Annotated in this window: 20 protein-coding genes; 3 read left to right on the top strand and 17 right to left on the bottom strand. The window is 66.1% G+C overall.

Translation table 11 applies throughout. The annotated features are described in order from the left end of the window. Window positions 1-87: 87 nt before the first annotated feature. From DL238_RS01875 to DL238_RS01930, 12 genes are all read right to left on the bottom strand, one after another. Window positions 88-1,101: a glycerophosphodiester phosphodiesterase gene (locus DL238_RS01875; RefSeq protein ID WP_407640849.1), complete on the bottom strand. Its 1,014-nt coding sequence runs from the start codon at window positions 1,099-1,101 to the stop codon at window positions 88-90. A 104-nt stretch (window positions 1,102-1,205) separates the two neighbouring features. After that, window positions 1,206-1,553, bottom strand: coding sequence for an arsenate reductase (locus DL238_RS01880; protein ID WP_115490710.1), 348 nt, complete (start codon window positions 1,551-1,553; stop codon window positions 1,206-1,208). Window positions 1,554-1,656: 103 nt separating this feature from the next. Next, on the bottom strand, window positions 1,657-1,986 hold the full coding sequence (locus DL238_RS01885; protein ID WP_325048429.1) for an antibiotic biosynthesis monooxygenase family protein: 330 nt from the start codon (window positions 1,984-1,986) through the stop codon (window positions 1,657-1,659). Window positions 1,987-2,158: 172 nt separating this feature from the next. Continuing rightward, entirely contained in the window at window positions 2,159-2,536 is a 378-nt protein-coding gene (locus DL238_RS01890) for a hypothetical protein (RefSeq protein ID WP_234030921.1), read from the bottom strand. Window positions 2,537-2,635: 99 nt separating this feature from the next. Continuing rightward, window positions 2,636-3,106 carry a crossover junction endodeoxyribonuclease RuvC gene (gene ruvC / locus DL238_RS01895; RefSeq protein ID WP_115490711.1) on the bottom strand — a complete coding sequence of 157 codons (471 nt, stop codon included), beginning with the start codon at window positions 3,104-3,106 and terminating at the stop codon, window positions 2,636-2,638. 141 nt (window positions 3,107-3,247) lie between these two features. Beyond that, on the bottom strand, window positions 3,248-3,991 hold the full coding sequence (locus DL238_RS01900) for a YebC/PmpR family DNA-binding transcriptional regulator (RefSeq protein WP_115490712.1): 744 nt from the start codon (window positions 3,989-3,991) through the stop codon (window positions 3,248-3,250). Between the two features lie 110 nt (window positions 3,992-4,101). Further along, window positions 4,102-5,025 (bottom strand): alpha/beta hydrolase family esterase, encoded by a 924-nt coding sequence (locus tag DL238_RS01905; RefSeq protein WP_115490713.1) that lies wholly within the window; start codon window positions 5,023-5,025, stop codon window positions 4,102-4,104. Between the two features lie 74 nt (window positions 5,026-5,099). Beyond that, on the bottom strand, window positions 5,100-5,891 hold the full coding sequence (locus DL238_RS01910) for a CPBP family glutamic-type intramembrane protease (RefSeq protein ID WP_234030922.1): 792 nt from the start codon (window positions 5,889-5,891) through the stop codon (window positions 5,100-5,102). A 42-nt stretch (window positions 5,892-5,933) separates the two neighbouring features. After that, window positions 5,934-6,284: a YbjQ family protein gene (locus DL238_RS01915; RefSeq protein WP_181883786.1), complete on the bottom strand. Its 351-nt coding sequence runs from the start codon at window positions 6,282-6,284 to the stop codon at window positions 5,934-5,936. After that, complete coding sequence (locus DL238_RS01920) at window positions 6,277-7,152, bottom strand: SDR family oxidoreductase (RefSeq protein ID WP_181883787.1); 876 nt, start codon at window positions 7,150-7,152, stop codon at window positions 6,277-6,279. The genes DL238_RS01915 and DL238_RS01920 overlap by 8 nt, the downstream gene beginning before the upstream one ends. Window positions 7,153-7,263: 111 nt before the next feature. Further along, a complete protein-coding gene (locus tag DL238_RS01925; RefSeq protein ID WP_010233163.1) occupies window positions 7,264-7,500 on the bottom strand; it encodes a DUF2312 domain-containing protein in 237 nt (78 codons plus the stop codon). A gap of 81 nt (window positions 7,501-7,581) precedes the next feature. After that, window positions 7,582-7,893: a DUF1244 domain-containing protein gene (locus DL238_RS01930; RefSeq protein WP_115490715.1), complete on the bottom strand. Its 312-nt coding sequence runs from the start codon at window positions 7,891-7,893 to the stop codon at window positions 7,582-7,584. 55 nt (window positions 7,894-7,948) lie between these two features. On the opposite strand from DL238_RS01930, the gene pyk reads away from it, so the two are divergent. The 3 genes from pyk (at window position 7,949) to DL238_RS16480 (ending at window position 10,671) form a co-directional block, all read left to right on the top strand. Continuing rightward, a complete protein-coding gene (gene pyk, locus DL238_RS01935) occupies window positions 7,949-9,409 on the top strand; it encodes a pyruvate kinase (RefSeq protein WP_115490716.1) in 1,461 nt (486 codons plus the stop codon). Window positions 9,410-9,511: 102 nt separating this feature from the next. Then, entirely contained in the window at window positions 9,512-10,504 is a 993-nt protein-coding gene (locus DL238_RS16475; protein WP_267897114.1) for a GGDEF domain-containing protein, read from the top strand. Further along, window positions 10,402-10,671: a GGDEF domain-containing protein gene (locus DL238_RS16480; RefSeq protein WP_267897140.1), complete on the top strand. Its 270-nt coding sequence runs from the start codon at window positions 10,402-10,404 to the stop codon at window positions 10,669-10,671. Before DL238_RS16475 ends, DL238_RS16480 begins: the two co-directional genes overlap by 103 nt. 20 nt (window positions 10,672-10,691) lie before the next feature. Here DL238_RS16480 and DL238_RS01945 read toward each other — a convergent pair whose 3' ends face one another. The 5 genes from DL238_RS01945 to rpoC all read right to left on the bottom strand — a co-directional run bounded on the left by DL238_RS01945 (window position 10,692) and on the right by rpoC (window position 20,574). Then, window positions 10,692-11,699, bottom strand: coding sequence for a histone deacetylase family protein (locus tag DL238_RS01945; RefSeq protein ID WP_115492718.1), 1,008 nt, complete (start codon window positions 11,697-11,699; stop codon window positions 10,692-10,694). Next, the gene (locus tag DL238_RS01950; protein ID WP_115490717.1) at window positions 11,699-13,093 is read right to left on the bottom strand and encodes a glutamate--tRNA ligase; all 1,395 of its coding nucleotides are present in this window, start codon (window positions 13,091-13,093) and stop codon (window positions 11,699-11,701) included. Before DL238_RS01950 ends, DL238_RS01945 begins: the two co-directional genes overlap by 1 nt. Window positions 13,094-13,144: 51 nt before the next feature. Beyond that, complete coding sequence (locus DL238_RS01955; protein WP_234030923.1) at window positions 13,145-15,454, bottom strand: putative bifunctional diguanylate cyclase/phosphodiesterase; 2,310 nt, start codon at window positions 15,452-15,454, stop codon at window positions 13,145-13,147. Window positions 15,455-15,639: 185 nt separating this feature from the next. Beyond that, entirely contained in the window at window positions 15,640-16,137 is a 498-nt protein-coding gene (locus tag DL238_RS01960) for a hypothetical protein (RefSeq protein ID WP_115490719.1), read from the bottom strand. An 81-nt stretch (window positions 16,138-16,218) separates the two neighbouring features. Next, entirely contained in the window at window positions 16,219-20,574 is a 4,356-nt protein-coding gene (gene rpoC, locus DL238_RS01965; RefSeq protein ID WP_115490720.1) for a DNA-directed RNA polymerase subunit beta', read from the bottom strand. Window positions 20,575-20,717 lie beyond the last annotated feature (143 nt).

A 20,717-nucleotide genomic window follows, 5' to 3' on the forward strand; every position in this document is an offset into this window, starting at 1 on the left:
AGCTTGTCGAAGCACTGTTCTTTTTCGAAGAGAAGTGCAGCCCTTCGACAGGCTCAGGGCTAGCGGGAATTGCTGCGGGTGGGGTCCTTACTCCCCCCGCACCAGTGCCGGATCGTCGGTGAAGTAGCCGTCGACCCCGGCGGCCTCGAGCAGCTTCACCAGCCCCATCATGTTGCCCACGCCGTTCTCGCTCGCGTCGGAGCGCAATGACGGCGGCAGGAAGACGTTTTCCTTGCGCACGGTCCACGGATGGACCTCGAGGCCGGCGGCGTGGGCATCGCGCACCAGATCGGTGGGCGTGCCATCGTCGTTCAGCACATGGCCCGTCCACGGCCCTATTCCATCGGCATAGGTCGCCACCTCGGCGAGGCCGGTGGGCGTCATGATGCCCGCCCAGGTCATCGCAGGCTCGTCGAACGGGCCGCCTTCGGGCCGGATCAGCAGGATCAGCGGCGTGTCGATCATCTTGTCGAGCCGCTGCAGCGGGCCGACCTCGAACACCTGCACGAAGACATCCGCGTCCGCTGCGTCGAGGCCTTCCTCGCGCAGCTGCGTCACCAGCAGGTCGACCGTGTCGATGCCCGTCTCCTGCAACAGCCAGGTCGGGTGCTTGAGCTCGGGATAGAGGCCGATTTTGCGACCCGTCTCGGCCTCCTTGGCGCGCTTGAGCGCGATGATCTCGGCAAAGGTGGGCACCTGATACAGCCCGTCGAAGCGCGTGTTGGCCGGGCGCAGCGCGGGCATCCGCTCCTTTGCGCGCAAGGATCGCAGTTCGGCCAGCGTGAAGTCCTCCGCGAACCAGCCGTTGACCAGCTGGCCCTCGATATTCTTGGTCTTGCGCCGGTCCGCAAATTCGGGGCGATCGGCCACATCGGTCGTCTCGCCGATCTCGTTCTCGTGCCGGGCGACCAGCACCAGATCCTTTGTCACGACCAGATCGGGCTCGATATAGTCCGCGCCCGCGTCGATCGCGCGCTCGTAACTGGCGAGCGTATGCTCGGGCCGCTCCCCGCTCGCGCCGCGATGCGCGATCACCAGCAGGTCGCCATCGGCGTTGACGGGGGCAAGATCGGGCACGGGGTCGGGCATGGGCTGAGCCATAGCGGGGCTCCAGGTCAGCGCCATGACGAGCGCGGCGATCGGTGCAAGCAGCGCCTTTTCCAGCACGGCAGTTCCTAACACGGACTTTTTTGACACCGCTTTTTCTAACACAGTGCATTCTCCCATTCGGTAGCGGCGAAGCCGACGATCACGCGATCGCTGTCCGCCGGCTCCAGCACGGGCCGCTTGATGAGGCTTGGATGTTGCAGCATCAGGGCAATCGCGCTCTCGCGCGTCAGATCGGCCTTGTCGCCCTCGTCCAGCTTGCGGAACGTCGTCCCGCGCCGGTTGAGCAGCACCTGCCAGCCCGCATCGTCCGCCCAGCGGCCGACCTCATCGGCGGTGGGCGGATCGGTCTTGAAGTTGCGGAAGGTGTGGTCGAGGCCCTGCGCCTCGAGCCATTTTCGCGCCTTCTTCACCGTGTCGCAATTGGGAATGCCGTTGATCCGCATCGTATATTCCGCCGTTCTTACCGAGCCTGTCGAAGTGCGAAGGCCCCTTGCACCATGCTCGCCCTTCGACAAGCTCAGGACGAGCGGTCGTAGGCCCCTTCGCTCACGGAAACCCGGTCACCTGCGGATCGAGGCAGGTGAACATCGTGTACTCGGCATAGTGGCTTTGCCGCCCCTCTCCCTGAACCCGCGCATGGTCGGGATGGCAACGCCACGCCTTTGCCGCCTCGCGCGTCGCCCATTCGGAAATGGTGACCGTTTCCCCATCGGGCGCGGCGTAGGTCTTCACCGCGAGGAAACCCGGCTGCTCCTTCGCGAGCCGCTCCATCGCCTGCGCATGTCCGGAATAGGCGACCGCATCGTAATCGGCGCGCTTTCGGCTGCGGAAGACGACGAGGTACATCAGCGCGCTCCGGCTCGGCTCGTCGCGCACGGGCAACGCCTGACACACCTGACACACTGTCCTGAGGTGAAAAAACCGCACCACGACACATCCCCGGCCAAAGCGATCGGGAGGGGAGGGCCACGAAAAGACATGGCCCATGCAATAGCGTGGCGGTACCGGTTAGGACAGCATTACCCGCGCCCGCGGGCCGGGTCGGCCATCAGCCGAGCTTGAAGTCGATGATCCGGCCCGAACTGGAGAATTCGCAGGTGAACTGGTCGCGCCGCCGATCGCGATTATCGGTCCGCCCCTGCACGGTATAGACGCCGCGATCGCGCTCCTCGGCATAGGTGATCTCCACCCGGCCATACCGGCTCGCCTCGCGCCCGCAGGCATTCACCGCCGCGCGCTCGAACTCCTGCTCGCCCCGGTAGGAATAGCCGTAGTCGCCGCCATAATTGCCGTAGCGGTCGCCATAGCGGTCGCCGTACCCATCGTCGTAGCCGTAACCGCCGCCCAGGCCGAAGCCCGAACCATAGGCGCAGCCGCCGAGCATGAGGATGCCAGCGAGAAGGGCGGACATCGTCGTCTTGCGCATGAAATCTCTCCGATGACAGTGCGAGACCACCATTCTCGCGGGTTTTCATGGGCTTTCTACGGTCGGAGCCTGTTGCCTGTTCCCGCTCGCGCGGCGCGATCAGCCGCGCGAATGTGCGTCGGCGATGGCCACCGCGAGCGCGTCAGCCGCGTCGGCGCCCGCGATCCGCGCGCCGGGAAGCAGCACCTTGAGCATGGCCTGGACCTGGCGCTTCTCCGCCGCGCCGGTGCCGACGACCGCTTTCTTGACGCTTCGCGCCGCGTGCTCGCGCACGTCCAGCTCCGCTGCGCCGCACGCGGCGAGCACCGCGCCGCGTGCCTGCGCCAGCTTCAGCGTCGATTGCGGGTTCTTGTTGAGGAAGATTTCCTCGCACGCGGCGCGCTGCGGCGCGTGCTCTTCGATCACTGCCGCCAGTTCGCGCTGGATCTGCGCCAGGCGTTCGACGATCGGCGCCTTGGCGTTGGTGGCGATCTGGCCATTGGCGACATGGCTCAGCCGCGACCCCTCGGCGCGGATCACGCCCCAGCCGGTGCAGGAGAGCGAGGGATCGAGGCCGAGGATGATCGTCATGGAATGAGCGCGCTTCCGTCACGCTGAACTTGTTTCAGCATCCAGTCCGGCACCCGCACCCCCTTTGCAACTTGCAGGGCTGGACCCTGAAACAAGTTCAGGGTGACGAGAGACGAAGCAAAGGCAGGCGGCGAGGGCAGCCTAGTCCATCTTCTCCATCACCTCGTCCGAGATGTCGTAATTGCCCCAGACGGTCTGCACGTCGTCGTCGTCGTCGAGCGCGTCGATCAGCTTCAGGAGCGTTCCCGCGTTCTTCTCGTCCATGTCGACGGTCAGGTTGGGCTTCCAGGCCAGCTTCACGGTCTCCGCTTCGCCGAGCGACTTCTCGAGGCTCTCCGCCACTGCGTGCAGGTCGTCGGGCGCGGTCCAGATCTCGTGCCCGTCGTCGCTGCTGGCAATGTCTTCGGCGCCCGCTTCGAGTGCGGCTTCGAGGACCTTTTCCTCGCCGCCCGCATCGGCGGGGTAGATGATCAGGCCCAGCCGTTCGAAGCCGTGCGCGACCGAGCCTTCGGTGCCGAGATTGCCGCCGTTCTTGGAGAACGCGGTGCGGATATTGGTCGCGGTGCGATTCCGGTTGTCGGTCAGCGCCTCGACGATGATCGCGCTGCCGCCGGGGCCGTAGCCTTCGTAGCGCACTTCCTCGTAGTTATCGCCGTCGGTGGCGGAGGCCTTGTCGATCGCGCGCTGGATATTGTCCTTGGGCATCGACTGCGCCTTCGCGGCGTTCACCGCGAGGCGCAGGCGCGGGTTCATGTCCGGATCGGGCATGCCCATCTTCGCCGCCACGGTAATCTCGCGGCTGAGCTTGGAAAACAGGTTGGAGCGCTTTTTATCCTGCGCACCCTTGCGGTGCATGATGTTCTTGAATTTGGAATGGCCTGCCATGGGGAACCTGCGATGTAAGTAGAATGCTGTTGGGCGGACCCCGGACGGGGCCCAGTGCGCCAGGCCTTACACCCGTGTTGCCGCACTGGGCAACCGCCCGGCAAGCAGGGCTAGAGAGCCTCGCGCCGGTAGCGTTCGAAGAAGGCCCACATCGCCTCGTTGTCGACCACCCAGCTGTGAGCGCCGTCGACGTCGATGCGCGAAGCGACGACCGTGCCGTCCGCGCAGTCGCCGTAGCGCTCCTCATAGGTGTCGTGGTCGACCCACTTGGTGGTGGGCGCCGCGCGGCAGGCGTTGATCTGCGCCCAGCGCTGTTCGGCCGCGTGCATGGAATAGCCCCAGCGCATTCCCTGCCCCCCGGCGAGCGGGTTGGTGTTGTCCTTCAGCCCGTTGAAGGCGAGCACCGGCATGGGCTTTTCGGGCGTGCAGGTGGCGGGATCGACCTCGGCCTCGTCCTCGGCCCGCGCCCGGCCCGCGCGCAGGCCGACGACCGGCGCGATCGCGGCATAGCGGGCGCTCTCGACGCAGCCGAGCCACGAGGTCATCCGCCCCCCGCCCGACAGGCCGGTGGCGTAGACGCGTGCGGTATCGGCGCAGCCACCGTCCGCCAGCGCATCGGCGATGCGGGCGATATATTCGACATCGTCGCGCTCTTCGGGTCCGGGCACTTCGCCCGCCACGGTGGGCACGCCGGGGATGTTCCAGGCAAAGCCGCGCTCCAGCGGGATACCCGCATCGGGCGCGACGAGGATGAAGCCGTGCGCGTCGGCGGTTTCGGCGAGCTTGCTGTCGCGCAGCATCGCCGCACCCGTGCCTCCGCTGCCGTGGAGCAGGAACACCAGCGGCACCGGGCCATGGGATGCATCGTAGCCAGCAGGCGTGTGAACCAGGACCTGTTGAACGGGCGCCTGCGGGCCGTCTTGCGAGCCGACCGGCACGACCGCGCTCTGCCCGGGGGCAGGAAGCAGGCAGGCGGCACCGGCGCTTGCGGGGACGAACAGCGAGGCGACGAGGGCGAGGGAGAACAGACGCATGCGGGACAAATGCACGCAGCGGGCTCGCGTCGCAACGGAAGATTGCGCAGGGGGCCGGCCAAACGGCACGCGTGTTACAGACTGCCATCGACCGCGAGCGAGAGCGCCGCGAATACGGCGTTGAACACGGCGTGCTGCGCGATCGCCGCGCGCAGCCCGAGATGCACCCTGGTGTAGGCGAGGAGCAGAGCGCCCGCCGTTTGCGAAAGGATCAAAAGCGCATCGAGCGGGCTCGAAACCCCCTCGAAATTGCTCAGATGGACGGCACCGAAGGCGAGCGTGCTGCCCCAGACGAACCAGCGGAAATTGCTTCGAAACCAGCCGGGCACCTGAGGCTCTTCATGGCGCCGGTCGCGGACCCGCAGCGCCGCAAAGATGGCCAACCCCAGCGCGAATAAGGTGATGAAGGCCAGAATGGCCCCCGGCAGTACGTCGACCGAAACGGCGGCCAAGGTGAGCAGGACGACCACAATAGCCATGTGCAGTCCGAAGCGCAGCCACGCACGCGTGCCCGCCAGCCATCCGCGAAAGATCGCCTCCTCGATCAGCGGCGCGAACAGGACGAGCGCGGCCAGTTCCCACCCCAGCGACCACTCGCTGTCGACATAGGCCGGCGGCTCGTATCCGGCCTCGGTCGCAAAGGTCTCCAGCGCGATGGCCCCGCCCGCCAGAGTGAAGTCGAGCGTCAGGAGAATCGCGAAGACGAAAGCGCAGGCGCGGCCCGGGCCGATCTTCGCCGCCGGCAGGCTGGGGCGCAGGACGAAGCGCCCCACGTCGTGCACGACCTTCCGCGCACCCCGTGCTCCGAGCGGCAGGTTTGAGTCGGTCAGCGCCCCGGGAGTCGATCCCGATCTTCCATCAGGCACGAGCTGACGCACGAACCCCTGGCGGGCAATGGAGGCGCAATATCAGATCCTGACCGCCGTGCCGCTGGCGCTCACCATCAGCATCGATCCGGTATCGCCGATCACCTCGTAATCGAGATCGACGCCGACCACCGCGTTCGCGCCCAGCTTCTGCGCTTCGGCCTGCATCTCCTCGATCGCGTCGTGGCGCGCTTCCTTGAGCACCTTTTCGTAGGAGCCCGCGCGCCCGCCCACGATGTCGCGGATGCCGGCGAAGATATCGCGGAACATGTTCGCGCCGATGATCGCCTCGCCGGTCACGATGCCGAGGTAATCCTGCACCGGGCGCCCCTCGACCGTGGGGGTGGTGGTGACGATGATGCCGCTCTCGGCGGTCTTCCACGGGCTAGCCATTGACGATGATCCCTCCGTTGGGGTGCAGCACCTGGCCCGACATATAGGACGAATCCTCGCAGGCGAGGAAGAGGAATGCGGGCGCGACCTCGTTGGGCTGGCCGGGGCGGCCCATCGGCGTGCCTTCGCCGAAATGCTCCAACTTCTCCTCACTCGCGCCGCCCATGGGGTTGAGCGGGGTCCAGATCGGGCCCGGCGCGACCGCGTTCACGCGGATACCGTCCTCGATCAGGTTGCCGCTGAGCGAGCGGGTGAAGGCGGTGATCGCGCCCTTGGTGGCGCTGTAGTCGAGCAGCTCGGGGGCGCCCTTGTACATCGTCACGCTGGTGCAGTTCACGATCGCCGCGCCTTTCTTCAGGTGCGGACGCGCGGCCTGCACCAGATAGAACTGGCTGAAGATATTGGTCTGGAAGGTGCGCTGCAGCTGCTGCGCGGTGATATTGGTCACATCCTTGTCGGGATGCTGTTCGCCCGCATTGTTCACCAGCACGTCCAGCCCACCGAACCGGTCCACCACCGCCTTCACCAGCCCCTCACAATGGTCCGGATCGCCAAGGTCGCCGGCGGAGAGCAGCACCTGTGCGTCTTCGGCCTCGCACGCCTCGCGCGTGATATGCGCGTCGTCGTGCTCCTCCAGATAGGCGATCGCCACGTTGGCGCCCTCGCGCGCGAACAGCACCGCAACCGCGCGGCCGATGCCGCTGTCCGCGCCCGTGACCAGCGCGGTCTTGCCCTTGAGCCGCCCCGATCCGGGATAGCGCGGCTGCCACTGCGGCTTGTCGTCGAGGTCGGTCTCGTGCCCCGGCATCCGCGGTTCTTCGGATGTCTCGCGCACGAAGGCGGTGTCGGTCTCGGTCGGGTCGGTCATCGGCGGGGCTCCTTGAAAAGAGGGTGTTTTCCCTTTTTCAAGTTCCGCCCCGCCCGACCGGTTCCGTCACCTGCCTTTGTTAAGCCCGGGCGGCACCCGAGCTCACCCGGCTCAGCCCATGCCGAGCGCGGCCTTGTAGGTGTCGAGGATCATTTCCTGTTCGCTGCGGTCGTCGGGCTTCATCTTCCGCAGGCGCACGATCTGGCGCATGATCTTGGGATCGTAGCCGACCGCCTTGGCCTCGGCATAGACGTCGCGGATGTCGTCGGCGATGCCCTTCTTCTCTTCCTCGAGGCGTTCGATACGCTCGATCAGCAGGCGCAGGCGGTCGTCGGTGGTCTCGGCCATGATGGGGTACTCCGGTATGATGAGAGAATCGGTTGGCGGCTGACTAGCCAGCGATCCGCGCGCGGTGAACCCGGCGCGCAGCTAATCCACGCGATTCTTCTTCACGCTCGCCTCCATCCGGTCGATCTGTTCCTGCGTGGCAGGCGTCTGGCGGGTCGCTTTCCACTCGTCCTGCGGCATTCCATGGATCAGTTCGCGCGCCTCTGCCTTGTCGCCGTCATAGCCCGCATCGCGGATCCAGTCGGCGAGGCAATTGCGGCAGAAGCCCGAGAGGCCCATCAGGTCGATGTTCTGCGCATCGTGGCGATGGCGCAGGTGGCGCACCAGCCGCCGGAAGGCCGCTGCGGCCACTGCGTCGTCGAGTGAGTCGAGCGGATCGGGTGATTGCGGCATGATCTGTTACCTTTCGGACTTGTGCTGAAACATTCGCCTGCCATAGCCTCGCGCCATGCCCAAGCTCGATCCACGCAACCGCAAGGTCAAAATCCTCGCCACCATCGGCCCCGCCAGCCGCGATCCCGAGATGCTCCGCCGCCTGTTCAGGGCCGGCGTCGACGCATTCCGCGTCAACATGAGCCATGGCGACCAGGCGATCCACGCCGAAACGATCAAGGCGATTCGCGACATGGAGGCCGAATTCGACCGGCCGATCGCGATCCTCGCCGACCTGCAGGGGCCCAAGCTGCGCGTCGGCACCTTCAAGGACGGCAAGGCGGTGATCCGCCATTCGGGCCACTTCACGCTCGACACCAATCCCGAGCCGGGCGACGAAACCCGCGTCCAGCTGCCGCACCCCGAGCTGTTCGGCATCCTCGAGAAGGGCCAGCGCCTGCTGATCAACGACGGCAAGATCAAGCTGAAGGTGATCAAGGCGGAAAAGGACGCGATCCTGTGTTCGGCCGAGGTCGGGGGGGTCATCTCTGACCGCAAGGGTGTGAACGTGCCCGATGCCGAAATCCCGATCCCCGCGCTGACCGACAAGGATCGCAAGGACCTCGCCTTCGCCTGCGAACAGGGCGCGGACTGGATCGCACTCTCCTTCGTGCAGCGGCCCGAGGACGTGGCCGAGGCGCGCAAGCTGATGAGCCCGACCGACGGGATGATGCCCGCGCTGTGCGCCAAGATCGAAAAGCCGAGCGCGGTGCGCCGCCTCGAGGAAATCGTCGAGCTGTCGGACGGGATCATGGTCGCGCGCGGCGATCTGGGCGTCGAACTCGATCCCGAGGATGTCCCGCCGCTGCAGAAGCGCATCGTCGACATGACGCGCCAAGCGGGCAAGCCGGTGATCGTGGCGACGCAGATGCTCGAATCGATGATCGAGAGCCCCGCGCCCACGCGCGCCGAAGTCTCCGACGTCGCCAATGCGGTCTACGACGGCGCGGACGCGGTGATGCTCTCGGCCGAAACCGCGGCGGGCGACTGGCCCGAGGAAACGGTCGCGATCATGGACCGGATCGTGACCAAGGTGGAGCGCGACGACGGCTATCGTGCGCGGATGCGGTTCCTCGAGACCAAAGCCGACCCGACCACCGCCGATGCGCTGGGCCATGCCTGCTCGACTATCGCCGAAACCGTTTCGGTCGCGGCGATCGCGGTGTTCACCTTCAGCGGATCGACCGCACGGCGGGTCGCGCGCGAGCGGCCCAAGGTCCCGATGCTGGTGCTGACTCCGCAGAAGCGTGTCGCACGGCGCGTCGCGCTGCTGTGGGGCGCGCATGCGGTGGTGACGCGCGACATCGAGACGTTCGAGGAGATGATCGGCAAGGGCAAGCGGATGGCGCTGCGCCACGGCTTCGGCAGGGCGGGCAGCAAGCTGATCGTGCTCGCGGGCGTCCCCTTCGGCACGCCGGGCAGCACCAACCTGCTCCATGTCGTCTCGCTCAGCGGAGACGAGTTGAAGGGGCGCTAGGGCGCGCGCCGGACCCCGGTCGGCGGGCGAACCCTCCGGCCCGTCATAAGAAAACCTTTATCCTATCGCGGTAGACCCGTTCCCCATGCGAAGGGGGCAATGGTGGCGATAGCGGTAGACCTGCATCTGATGATCCTGGGAGTCATCATCGGATTGCTCCTCGTCTCGTCGATGGTCCACCTTGCCCTGCGTCGTGGCTCGGCACTCGGCTGGATGGCGGCCGCGCTGCTGTGCGTGTCGGTCGAATTGCTGATCCTGCGATATGGCACCCCGTCGCGACTGGGCGTCGCGGCCATCGCCATGCTGATCCCCGCGATCTATTTCTGCGCCTCGCAGGCCGTTCGCCGGGGAGCGGGCCTGCCCCTTACAGGCCATCGCGTGGTTCTGGCCGCGACCCTCCTGACCGCGCTTTCGCTCGTGCTGCTGGCGATGCCGGTGCCGCCCACGCTGCAATATATGCCCTTCCAGCTCGCAGGAATCCTCGTCTTTTTCGACACCACCCTGGCGCTGGCCCGCAAACGCACCCGCGACAGTTTCGAAAACGGGCTGGTGGCGCTGTGCTTCGTCATCATCGCAGGCGTGGTCCTGCGCGTGCCGATGTTCCCCACCCTCCTGGGCGAGCCGACCCCCTGGGCGCCGTTCGATGCCGCCTCGTTCGAGCGCGTCTTCATCCAGTGCATGGGCGTGCTCAACACGAGTTTCGCCCTCCTTGTCCTCGCCCGGATCGTGACCGATGTGATCGCCGGCTACCGGCACAGCTCCGAACGCGACGGCCTGACCGAGCTTCTCAATCGCAGGGCCTTCGATGCCGTGGTGGATACCTCAGCCCCCTCTTCGGGTGCGATCGTCATGTGCGACATCGACCGCTTCAAGACGATCAACGACCGCTTCGGCCACCATGTCGGCGACGAGGTTATCCGCTCCTTCGCGCGCATGATCGGCCGGCGGGGGGAGCATGCGGGCGCGTCGGCGGGGAAGAGTTCGCGCTGCTGCTGCCCGCCACGCGGCTCGAGGATGCGGTCGCACAGGCCGAGCAAATCCGCAGCGACTTTTGTCGCCTGCGGCACCCGGCCATCGGCCCCGCGGCGCAGCTGAGCGCCAGTTTCGGGGTGGCGGCATTCGGGCCAGGCACCTCGATCCGCACGGCGATGCGGCAGGCCGACCGGGCGCTCTATGCGGCCAAAAGCAGCGGCCGGAACCGCGTCGAGGTCGCGCAGGAAGAACAGCGGGCGCATCCCCAGCCGATCCTCTCCGCCGCCTGATCGATCGGGCGGGGGGACGACTAGCCCCAGCCGCCCAGGAACGCCGCGACGTTCGCGCCCAGCGCATCGACCGCGTAGCCGCCTTCCATCACCACCAGCGTCGGCAGGCCGAGGCCTGCGATCCGCTGCCCCATGGCGGTGTAGTCCTCGCGCACGAGGCTGAAGTGCGAGATCGGGTCGCGGGCGAAGGTGTCCGCGCCGTAGGACACGATCAGCAGGTCCGCACCATGGCCCCGCACCGCTTCCAGCGCGGTGTCGAGCGCGGGCGCATAGGTCGACCAGTCGGTGCCCTGCGGCAGCGGGAGGTTGAGCGTTGCGCCCTCTCCGGCCCCCGCGCCGCGCTCGTCGGCATGGCCCCAGTAGAAGGGATAGTCGGTCTTCGGGTCGGCGTGGATCGAGGCGAACAGCACCTCGCCATCGCCGTAGAAGATGTCCTGCGTGCCGTTGCCGTGGTGGTAGTCGACGTCAAGGATCGCGATGCGCGAAACCCCGCGCGCCTGCGCCGCGCGCGCTGCGATGGCGGCGTTGTTGAGGTAGCAATAGCCGCCCATGTAGTCGGCCCCGCAATGGTGGCCCGGCGGGCGGCACAGCGCGAAGGCGGCGGTCTCGCCACCCAGCACCGCGTCGAGCGCGGTCAGCGCGCTTTGCGCGCCGCCATAGGCCGCCTCCCACGTGTGCTCCGCGATCGGGGTCGAAGCGTCCATGGCGAAGGCGCCGATCTTCGCATCGATCCGGTCGAGATCGAGCGCGCGGCGCCCGACCACCGGGAAGACGTAGCCCATCGCATCGCCCTCGCGCCCGGCGGCGCGCCAGAGGCGGTGCGCCTCGCGCAGGAAGGCGACATAGGCCGGGTCGTGGACCGCAAGGATAGGGTCGAGGCCGAAATCGCGCGCCGGCTCGCCCGGGCCGAGCGTGTCGAGCATCGCGGCGAAGCGCGCGGGGCTCTCCGCAAAAGCCGTCCAGTCGCCATTGTGGAGCTCGCGCGCAGGGGCGTGGCGGGCCTGCGCGGGGTCGGAGAAGTGGCGCATCATCCGCCCGGTGCCGCCGCCCGCTCCAGCCGCGCACGCGCCTCGTCCTCGCCGATCAGCGGCAGCAGCTCGCCCATGTCGGGGCCGTGATCCCTGCCCGTCAGCGCCTGGCGCAGCGGGAGGAACAGCGGCTTGCCCTTGCGCCCGGTGCGCTCCTTGAGGGTGGAGGTCAGCTTGGCCCACGGATCGTCGGACCATTCCAGCGCCTGCGCCGCATCGGCGAGGAAGCCGCGATCCTCGTCGGAGAAATCGGGCGGATCGATCGGCCCGGTCACCAGCCGCCACCACTCGGCGGCTTCGTTCACGTGCGAAAGATTGGGCCGGATCGCGTGCCAGCCCGCCTCGTCGATCCCGTCGGGCAGGCGATCCTTCACTGCGTCGTAGTCGAGCTGGTGCACGATCGCGGCATTGAGCCGCTCCAGCTCCGCCTCGTCGAACTTGGCGGGCGCGCGCCCGAAGCTGGCGAGATCGAAGCTTTCGATCAGCACGCCGCGATCGACGATCGGCTCGACCGGCTTGCTCGTCCCCAGCCGCGCCAGCAGCGAGAGGATCGCCTCGGGCTCGATCCCCTGTTCGCGCAGCGCCTCGCACGAGAGCGATCCGAGCCGCTTGGACAGCTTGCCTTCCTTGCCGACGAGCAGCGCGGTGTGGCCGAAACGCGGAAAGCTGTCGACGACCGAGCAATGCTCCGGGCCGACGCCCGCCGCATGCAGGGCGGAGAACATCTGAATCTGCACCGCGGTGTTGGAGACGTGATCCTCGCCGCGCAGCACGTCGGTCACGCCCATGTCGAGGTCGTCGACCACGCTCGGCAGCATATAGAGCCAGCTGCCGTCGGCGCGGCGAATGACGGGGTCGGAAAGCTGCGCGGGATCGAATTTCTGCGGCCCGCGCACTTCGTCTTCCCAGTCGATATGCTCTTCCCGGTCGAGCTTGAAGCGCCAGTGCGGGCTGACCCCGTCGGCCTCCTTCGCCGCGCGCTCATCCTCGCCCAGCTGCAGGGCCGCGCGGTCGTAGATCGGCGGCAGCCCGCGCCCCAGCGCGATCTTGCGCTTCAGCTCCAGCTCCTGCGCGGTTTCATAGGCGGGGTACACGCGCTCCGCCTCCTTCAGCCTGGCGAAGGCGTCCTCATACAGGTCGAGCCGCTCGGACTGGCGGAACTCCGCATCGGGTTCGAGGCCGAGCCAGGCGAGGTCTTCGCGGATCGCCTCGACATAATCCTCGCGGCTGCGCTCGGTATCGGTGTCGTCGATCCGCAGCAGGAAGCGACTCTCATCCCCGCCATCGCTTCCTCGCGCCCCATGGCGTGCGAGCAACCAGTTGTGGAGCGCGGCGCGCAGGTTGCCGACATGCAGGCGGCCGGTGGGCGAGGGGGCGAAGCGGGTGACGGTCATGGTCGCCAGCGCTACTCCCCGCAATCGCCCCCTTCAAGCGCTACGCGGTGCTCAGGCGACGTTGGTGCGCAGGCGATGGACGTTCGATCCGGCGGCCGACTGCGCCGGCAATTGGGCGAGAGCGGCAATCGGTTCGGCGGCCATGTGCGATTCGACCGGACGCGAGATGAGGTACCCCTGCGCCTCGGTGCAGCCATGCCGGGTCAGCCATTCGAGCTGCTCAGTCGTCTCCACGCCCTCGGCGATGGTTTCCATCCCGAGTTCTTCGGCGAGCGAGACGATGCTCCGCACGATGGCCTGGCAATCGGGCCGGTCGAGCAGTTCGGACACGAAGCAGCGATCGATCTTGATCTTGTCGAAGGGGAAGGCGCGCAGGTAATTGAGCGAGGAATAGCCGGTCCCGAAATCGTCGAGCGCGATCCGCAACCCCATTTCGCGCAGGCGGTAGAGTATCTGCACGTTGGCCTCGCTGTCGTGCATCAGCGCGCTTTCGGTGATCTCGATCTCGACCCGCTGCGGTGTGATCTTCGCGGTCGCGATGGCGCTGGCGAGCACGTTGACGAGATTGGGATTGCGCATCTGGATCGGCGACAGGTTGATCGCGATCGTATGCGGCTCTCCCCAGCTGGCCGCTTCCTCGATCGCACGGCGGATGATCCATTCGCCCAGCGGAATGATCAGGCCGGTATCCTCGGCAATCCCGATGAACTCGACCGGCATGATCCGGCCGCGGACCGGATGTTCCCAGCGGACCAGCGTTTCCTTGCCGGTCCAGCGCCCGGTCGCGAGGCAGATCTGTGGCTGGTAGACGAGCGTGAACTGACCTTCGGTGATCGCGGTCCGCAGGTCGAGCTCGAGGTCGCGGCGCGAGCGTTCGCTCTGGTTGAGCGAGGCGTCGTAGTCCGCGAAGGTCGAACGGCCCGCGCGCTTCGCGGCGTAGAGCGCAAGGTCGGCCTGACGCATGAACTCGTCTCCGTCGCAGCACCGCGTGCGGCCGAAAGCGACCCCGACCGAGGCCGAGACACGCACCGTCCGACCCATGAGGCTGAAGGGCTGGGCCATGGCGTCGACGATCCGCTGCGCGCAGGCATGCACGGTCTCGAGATCGCGCACACGCGTCAGCAGCACGGCGAACTCGTCGCCCCCCAGCCGGGCGGCGAGATCGTGCTCGCGAACCACGCCGGAAATACGCCTCGCCGCCACGCGGATCAGCTCGTCCCCGATATGGTGGCCGAGCGTGTCGTTGACCGACTTGAAATGATCGACATCGATGAAGAGGAGCGCGATCCGCTGGTTCTTGACCTGCCCGGCGAGCGCGGTTTCGAGCGATTCGTTGAACAGGTCGCGGTTGGCGAGGCCGCTCAGCGTGTCGTAGCGTGCCATGCGCGCGAGCCGCTGTTCGGCCTCGCGGCGATCGGTGACATCGCAGAGCACTCCGCGCATCGAGCCATCGACCGACGGGTTGCCCGAAATCGTCCACCAGCGCGTCTCGCCGGCGACCGTGATTTCCACGACAAGATCGCGGAAGGATGCGCGCTCGAGCAGCAATCCCGCCAGCTTCTCGCGCGCGGGACCCGAATCGAACAGGCCCACAAGTTCGCGCCCTTCGAGCAGATCGTGGTCGATCTGCGCCGCCTGGCCGAACCTTTCGCACACGTTGCGCAGGCAGTTGCCCTCGTCGACTTCCCACAGCCAGTCGGACGAGGAGGCTTCGTATTCGTGGAGCAGCAGCTTGATCGTCTCGGACGTGCGTTGCTGATGGATCTGTTCGTGGCACGATGCTTCGAACTGGCGGCCCTGTCGCCGCGTCGCGCGGATGAGCGCGTATCCGAAGGCGAGAGCAAGCGCGAGCGAGGGCCAGGAAAACTCGTCCCTCATGGTGAAGGACAGCACCGCCGCGGCGGCCATCGCCCCGCCGAGATAGCTGGTCATCGGGGCCGGCATGGAGCGGTAGGCGATCACCGAGGATGCCAGAAGGCCCGCGGTCAGCACCGCGAAGAAGACCGGATGCGCCTCGAACAGGGTCGGGAAGAACGCCACCGCGCCCGCCACCCAGCATGCGGTCTCGGTATTGGCGGCGATCTGCAACTGGCGGTGGTACTTGTGCAGGTGGCCGACGTCGATCGTCTCTGCATAATAGTCTTTGCTGAGCTGCCACTGGCGGAAATTGCAGGCCGCGATCGCGCCCGCCCAGGGCAGCCCGTAGACGGCCGCAGGCTGACCCCACAGGGCAAGCGCGCAGGCGAGCGCCGCAAAGGAATGCAGCGCGCACAGGGAAGGCAGATGCGATGTCAGTTCGCGCAGGCGCCAGGCGAGCAGAAGATTGCGCTCCCCCAATACCGCCATCTGTTTCTGGATCACACCGCGTCCCTCCCCGGGAAACGCGGTTAACCCGCAATTCTTAATGTATTATCAAACAGATTGTCTCGCACGCGTAACATTATTGCCGCGCGCCCTCACTTTCTGCCGGCCGACTGTGGAGACAATCGCAAAGCTCCATCTCCAGGATCGGAAATTGCGCCGCGACCGCTATTGGCTGAACCCCGCTACTGGCTGAATAACGTGAGGCTGTGGCCCTCGCCCGACAGCCTGATCCCGTTGGCAGAGGTGCGCTCGATCCGGTCGGCGGCGCGGATCGCCGTCATCACCTCGGGAAGGCGTTCGGGGAGTCCGATCAGGCAGACGACATTCGCGGGGGCGGGCTCGGCACCCGGTTCGGGGGCGGGCAGCGGCGGCGGCGGCACGGCTTCGAAACGGCCATCCGCGATCCGGTAACGGATGCTCTGTCCCGCGCACCGCGGCTCCCACCAGATTTCTTCCTCGTCGGCACTCAGGGCGAGGCCATAGGATTCGTCGAAGGCTTCGCCGTCGATCCCCGCCACCCGCCATTCGCCCGCGAGGGTGGTCGGCGCGAGAGCCCGGTCGGCGGAGGCCTGCGCAGCGTCGGAAGCGGCACCGTCGTTCTGGCCGGCCTGGGTCCCGGAGGGCCCGGCCTGCGGCGTGCACGCGGCGAGCAGGGCCGCAATCAGGATGGTCGCTCTCATCGTAAATTCTCCACGCAAAGAAAAAGGCCCCGAAGGACAAGCTCCTCCGGGGCCTTTCTCGATGTGTCGGTGAACCGGAGCTTACTCGCCTTCGGTCCCGGTTTCAGCCCCGGCTTCAGCTTCGTCGCTCGTCTGCAGGTAGTCGCCCGCATCGGCGTCGGTCCCGTGGGTCTCGCCTTCCATGCGCGCCAGCGGGTCGTCGCCCGTCGCCGCTTCGGCACCCTGCGCGAGTTCGGCCTTGCGCTCTTCCTCCGCGGTGTCGGCGGCGATGATCGCTTCCTGCGCCTTCTTCCACGAAGCCTTGAGCGCGGCGTCGCGGCTCGATGCCGTCACCCGCATGCGGTTCATGGTGGCACCGGTACCCGCCGGGATCAGGCGGCCGACGATCACGTTTTCCTTGAGGCCGATCAGCGTGTCCTTCTTGCCCTCGACCGAAGCCTGGGTGAGCACGCGGGTCGTCTCCTGGAACGAGGCGGCAGAGATGAACGAACGCGTCTGCAGCGAGGCCTTCGTGATCCCGAGCAGAACCGGCTTGCCCTGTGCGGGCTGCTTGTTCCGGCCCAGCTTCGAGTTGACCTCGTTCATCTCCTCGAAGTCGACCTGTTCGCCCGGCAGCAGCACGGTGTCGCCGCCATCGGTGATCTCGACCTTCTGCAGCATCTGACGAACGATCGTCTCGATGTGCTTGTCGTTGATCTTCACGCCCTGCAGTCGATAGACTTCCTGGATTTCGTTCACGAGGTACTCGGCCAGCGCCTCGACACCCAGAACGTCGAGGATGTCGTGCGGGTTGGGCGAACCGGAAATCAGGGTGTCACCCTTCTTCACGAAGTCGCCTTCCTGCACGTCGATCACCTTGGTCTTGGGGATCAGGTACTCGACGGGTTCGCCCTCTTCCGGAACGATCGCGATCTTGCGCTTGGCCTTGTATTCGCGGACGAATTCGATCTTGCCCGAAATCTTGGCGATGATCGCGTTGTCCTTGGGAATACGCGCTTCGAACAGCTCGGCAACACGCGGCAGACCGCCGGTGATGTCGCGCGTCTTGGCGGCTTCGCGGCTGGCACGGGCGAGAATGTCACCCGCCTGCACTTCCGCTCCATCTTCGACCGAAAGCGTGGTGCCCGGTGCGAGAAGGTAGCGCGCGGCTTCCGTCTCGTCCCCGGCATCGTTGAGAAGGGTGAGGCGCGGACGCAGCTCTTCCTTCTTCTTGCGGCCGGTCGCGCGGTTCTCGGTCACGACGCGCTGGGCAATGCCGGTGGCATCGTCGACGCGCTCTTCCAGGGTCGAGCCTTCGACCAGATCCTGGAAGCGGACCACGCCCGACTGCTCGGTGATGATCGGCAGGGTGAACGGGTCCCACTCGGCCAGGCGATCGCCTTCGGAAACCTTGGCGCCGTCCTTGTGCATCAGCACGGTACCGTAAGGCACCTTGTGGATCTCGCGCTCGCGGCCTTCCTTGTCGATCACTGCCAGTTCGCCGTTGCGGGCGAGCGACAGGATACGGCCCTTCTTGTCCTCGATCGTGGGCATGTCGCGATAGACGACCTTGCCGTCCGACACCGAGTCGAGATGGCTCGTTTCGTTGAGCTGCGCGGCACCGCCGATGTGGAAGGTCCGCATCGTCAGCTGCGTGCCCGGCTCACCGATCGACTGCGCGGCGATCACGCCGACGGCCTCGCCGATGTTGACCGGCGTACCGCGGGCAAGGTCACGCCCGTAGCAGGTGGCGCACACGCCCTGTTCGGCTTCGCAGACCAGCGGCGAACGGATTTTCGCGACCTGCACTTCGGCGGCCTCGATTTCCTTCACCATCGGCTCGTCGAGCAGCGTGCCCGCCTTCGCGATGACTTCGCCGGTGGCTGCGTTGACCGCATCTTCGGCCAGGGTACGGCCGAGGATACGCTCGCCGAGCGAGGCGATCACCGAACCGCCCTGCACGATGGCGCGCATTTCCAGCGCATTGTCGGTCTTGCAGTCGGTTTCGACGATCGTGCAGTCCTGCGACACGTCGACGAGGCGACGCGTGAGGTAACCCGAGTTCGCGGTCTTCAACGCAGTGTCCGCGAGGCCCTTACGGGCGCCGTGGGTCGAGTTGAAGTATTCGAGGACGGTCAGGCCTTCCTTGAAGTTCGAGATGATCGGGGTCTCGATGATCTCGCCCGAAGGCTTGGCCATCAGCCCGCGCATCCCTGCGAGCTGCTTCATCTGCGCCGGCGAACCACGCGCACCCGAGTGGCTCATCATGTAGATCGAGTTGATCTGCGCTTCCTTGCCGTCGTCGTCGATCGGGCGCGACTTGATCTTGTCCATCATGGCGTCGGCGACCTGGTCGCCGCAGCGGCTCCAGGCGTCGATCACCTTGTTGTACTTTTCCTGCTGGGTGATCAGGCCGTCCTGATACTGCTGTTCGTAATCCGCGACGAGGGACTTGGTCTTCTCGACCATGCCTTCCTTCGATTCGGGGATTTCCATGTCGTCCTTGCCGAACGAGATGCCGGCCTTGAACGCGTAGCGGAAGCCGAGGCTCATGATCGCGTCGGCGAACAGCACCGTGTCCTTCTGGCCGGTGTGGCGGTACACCTCGTCGATCACGTCGCCGATATCCTTCTTGGTCAGAAGGCGGTTGATGATGTCGTAGGGCACCTTGTGGTTCTTCGGAAGGCACTCGCCGATCAGCATGCGGCCCGGCGTGGTGACGAAGCGCTTCATCTCCACCTTGCCGTTCTCGTCGGTCTGCGGAACGCGCGTGATGATCTTGGAGTGCAGCGTCACCGCATTGGTTTCGAGCGCGTAGTGCACTTCGCTCATGTCGGCAAAGCGCGGCAGCTTCTCGATCTTCTCGCCGTCTTCCCCGTCGAGGAACTCGGGCGTCTTCTCCTGCCGTTCCATCGACAGGTAGTAGATCCCCAGCACCATGTCCTGCGAGGGCACGATGATCGGCTTGCCGTTGGCGGGGCTGAGGATGTTGTTGGTCGACATCATCAGCACGCGCGCTTCGAGCTGGGCTTCGAGGCTCAGCGGCACGTGGACGGCCATCTGGTCACCGTCGAAGTCGGCGTTGAAGGCCGAGCAGACGAGCGGGTGCAGCTGGATCGCCTTGCCTTCGATCAGCACGGGCTCGAACGCCTGGATGCCGAGACGGTGAAGCGTCGGAGCACGGTTCAGGAGAACCGGGTGCTCGCGGATGACTTCATCCAGGATGTCCCACACTTCCTTGCGCTCGCGCTCGACCCACTTCTTGGCCTGCTTGAGCGTCATCGACAGACCCTTGGCGTCGAGCCGGGCGTAGATGAACGGCTTGAACAGCTCGAGCGCCATCTTCTTCGGCAACCCGCACTGGTGCAGCTTGAGCTCCGGCCCGGTCACGATGACCGAACGGCCCGAATAGTCGACGCGCTTGCCCAGAAGGTTCTGGCGGAAGCGGCCCTGCTTGCCCTTGAGCATGTCGGACAGCGACTTGAGCGGACGCTTGTTGGCGCCCGTGATCACGCGGCCGCGACGGCCGTTGTCGAACAGCGCATCGACCGATTCCTGTAGCATGCGCTTTTCGTTACGCACGATGATGTCGGGCGCGCGCAGCTCGATCAGGCGCTTGAGGCGGTTGTTACGGTTGATGACGCGGCGATACAGGTCGTTGAGGTCGGACGTCGCGAAACGGCCGCCGTCCAGCGGCACGAGCGGGCGCAGCTCGGGCGGGATCACGGGCACGACCTCCAGGATCATCCATTCGGGGCGGTTGCCCGATTCGATGAAGCTTTCGACGACCTTGAGGCGCTTGATGATCTTGGCGGGCTTGAGCTTGGACTTGGTGGTCTCGAGCTCTTCCAGCAGGTCGGCCTTTTCCTGTTCGAGGTCGAGGTCCATCAGCAGGTGCTTGACCGCTTCCGCGCCGATCCCGGCGGTGAAGGCGTCTTCGCCGTACTCGTCCTGCGCTTCGAGGAGCTCATCCTCGGTCATCAGCTGGTAGCGTTCGAGCGGGGTGATGCCCGGCTCGGTGACGATGTAGTTCTCGAAGTACAGCACGCGCTCGAGCACCTTGAGCTGCATGTCGAGCAGCAGGCCAATGCGGCTCGGCAGCGACTTCAGGAACCAGATATGCGCGACCGGCGCGGCCAGTTCGATGTGGCCCATCCGCTCGCGGCGGACTTTCGTGACGGTCACTTCGACGCCGCACTTTTCGCAGACGACGCCCTTGTACTTCATGCGCTTGTACTTGCCGCACAGGCATTCGTAGTCCTTCACCGGGCCGAAGATGCGCGCGCAGAACAGGCCGTCACGCTCTGGCTTGAACGTGCGGTAGTTGATCGTCTCGGGCTTCTTGATCTCGCCGAAGGACCACGAGCGGATACGCTCGGGGCTGGCGATGCCGATCTGGATCTCGTCGAAGGTTTCGGGCTTCGCGAGCTGGTTGGTGAATTTGGTCAGTTCGTTCATGTCTGTGTTCCCTTTGAAGGGTGCATCCTGTTTCGTCGGCTACGCTTTTGAGCGATTCAACCAAGAAACGATCAGCAAGAATATTCCTAAGCCCAAGAAGATCAGCCCAAGGGTGGCATCGGATACTAGGAAGAGAATGAAGC

Source organism: Alteriqipengyuania lutimaris (assembly GCF_003363135.1).
GTDB classification, from domain to species: Bacteria; Pseudomonadota; Alphaproteobacteria; order Sphingomonadales; family Sphingomonadaceae; genus Alteriqipengyuania; species Alteriqipengyuania lutimaris.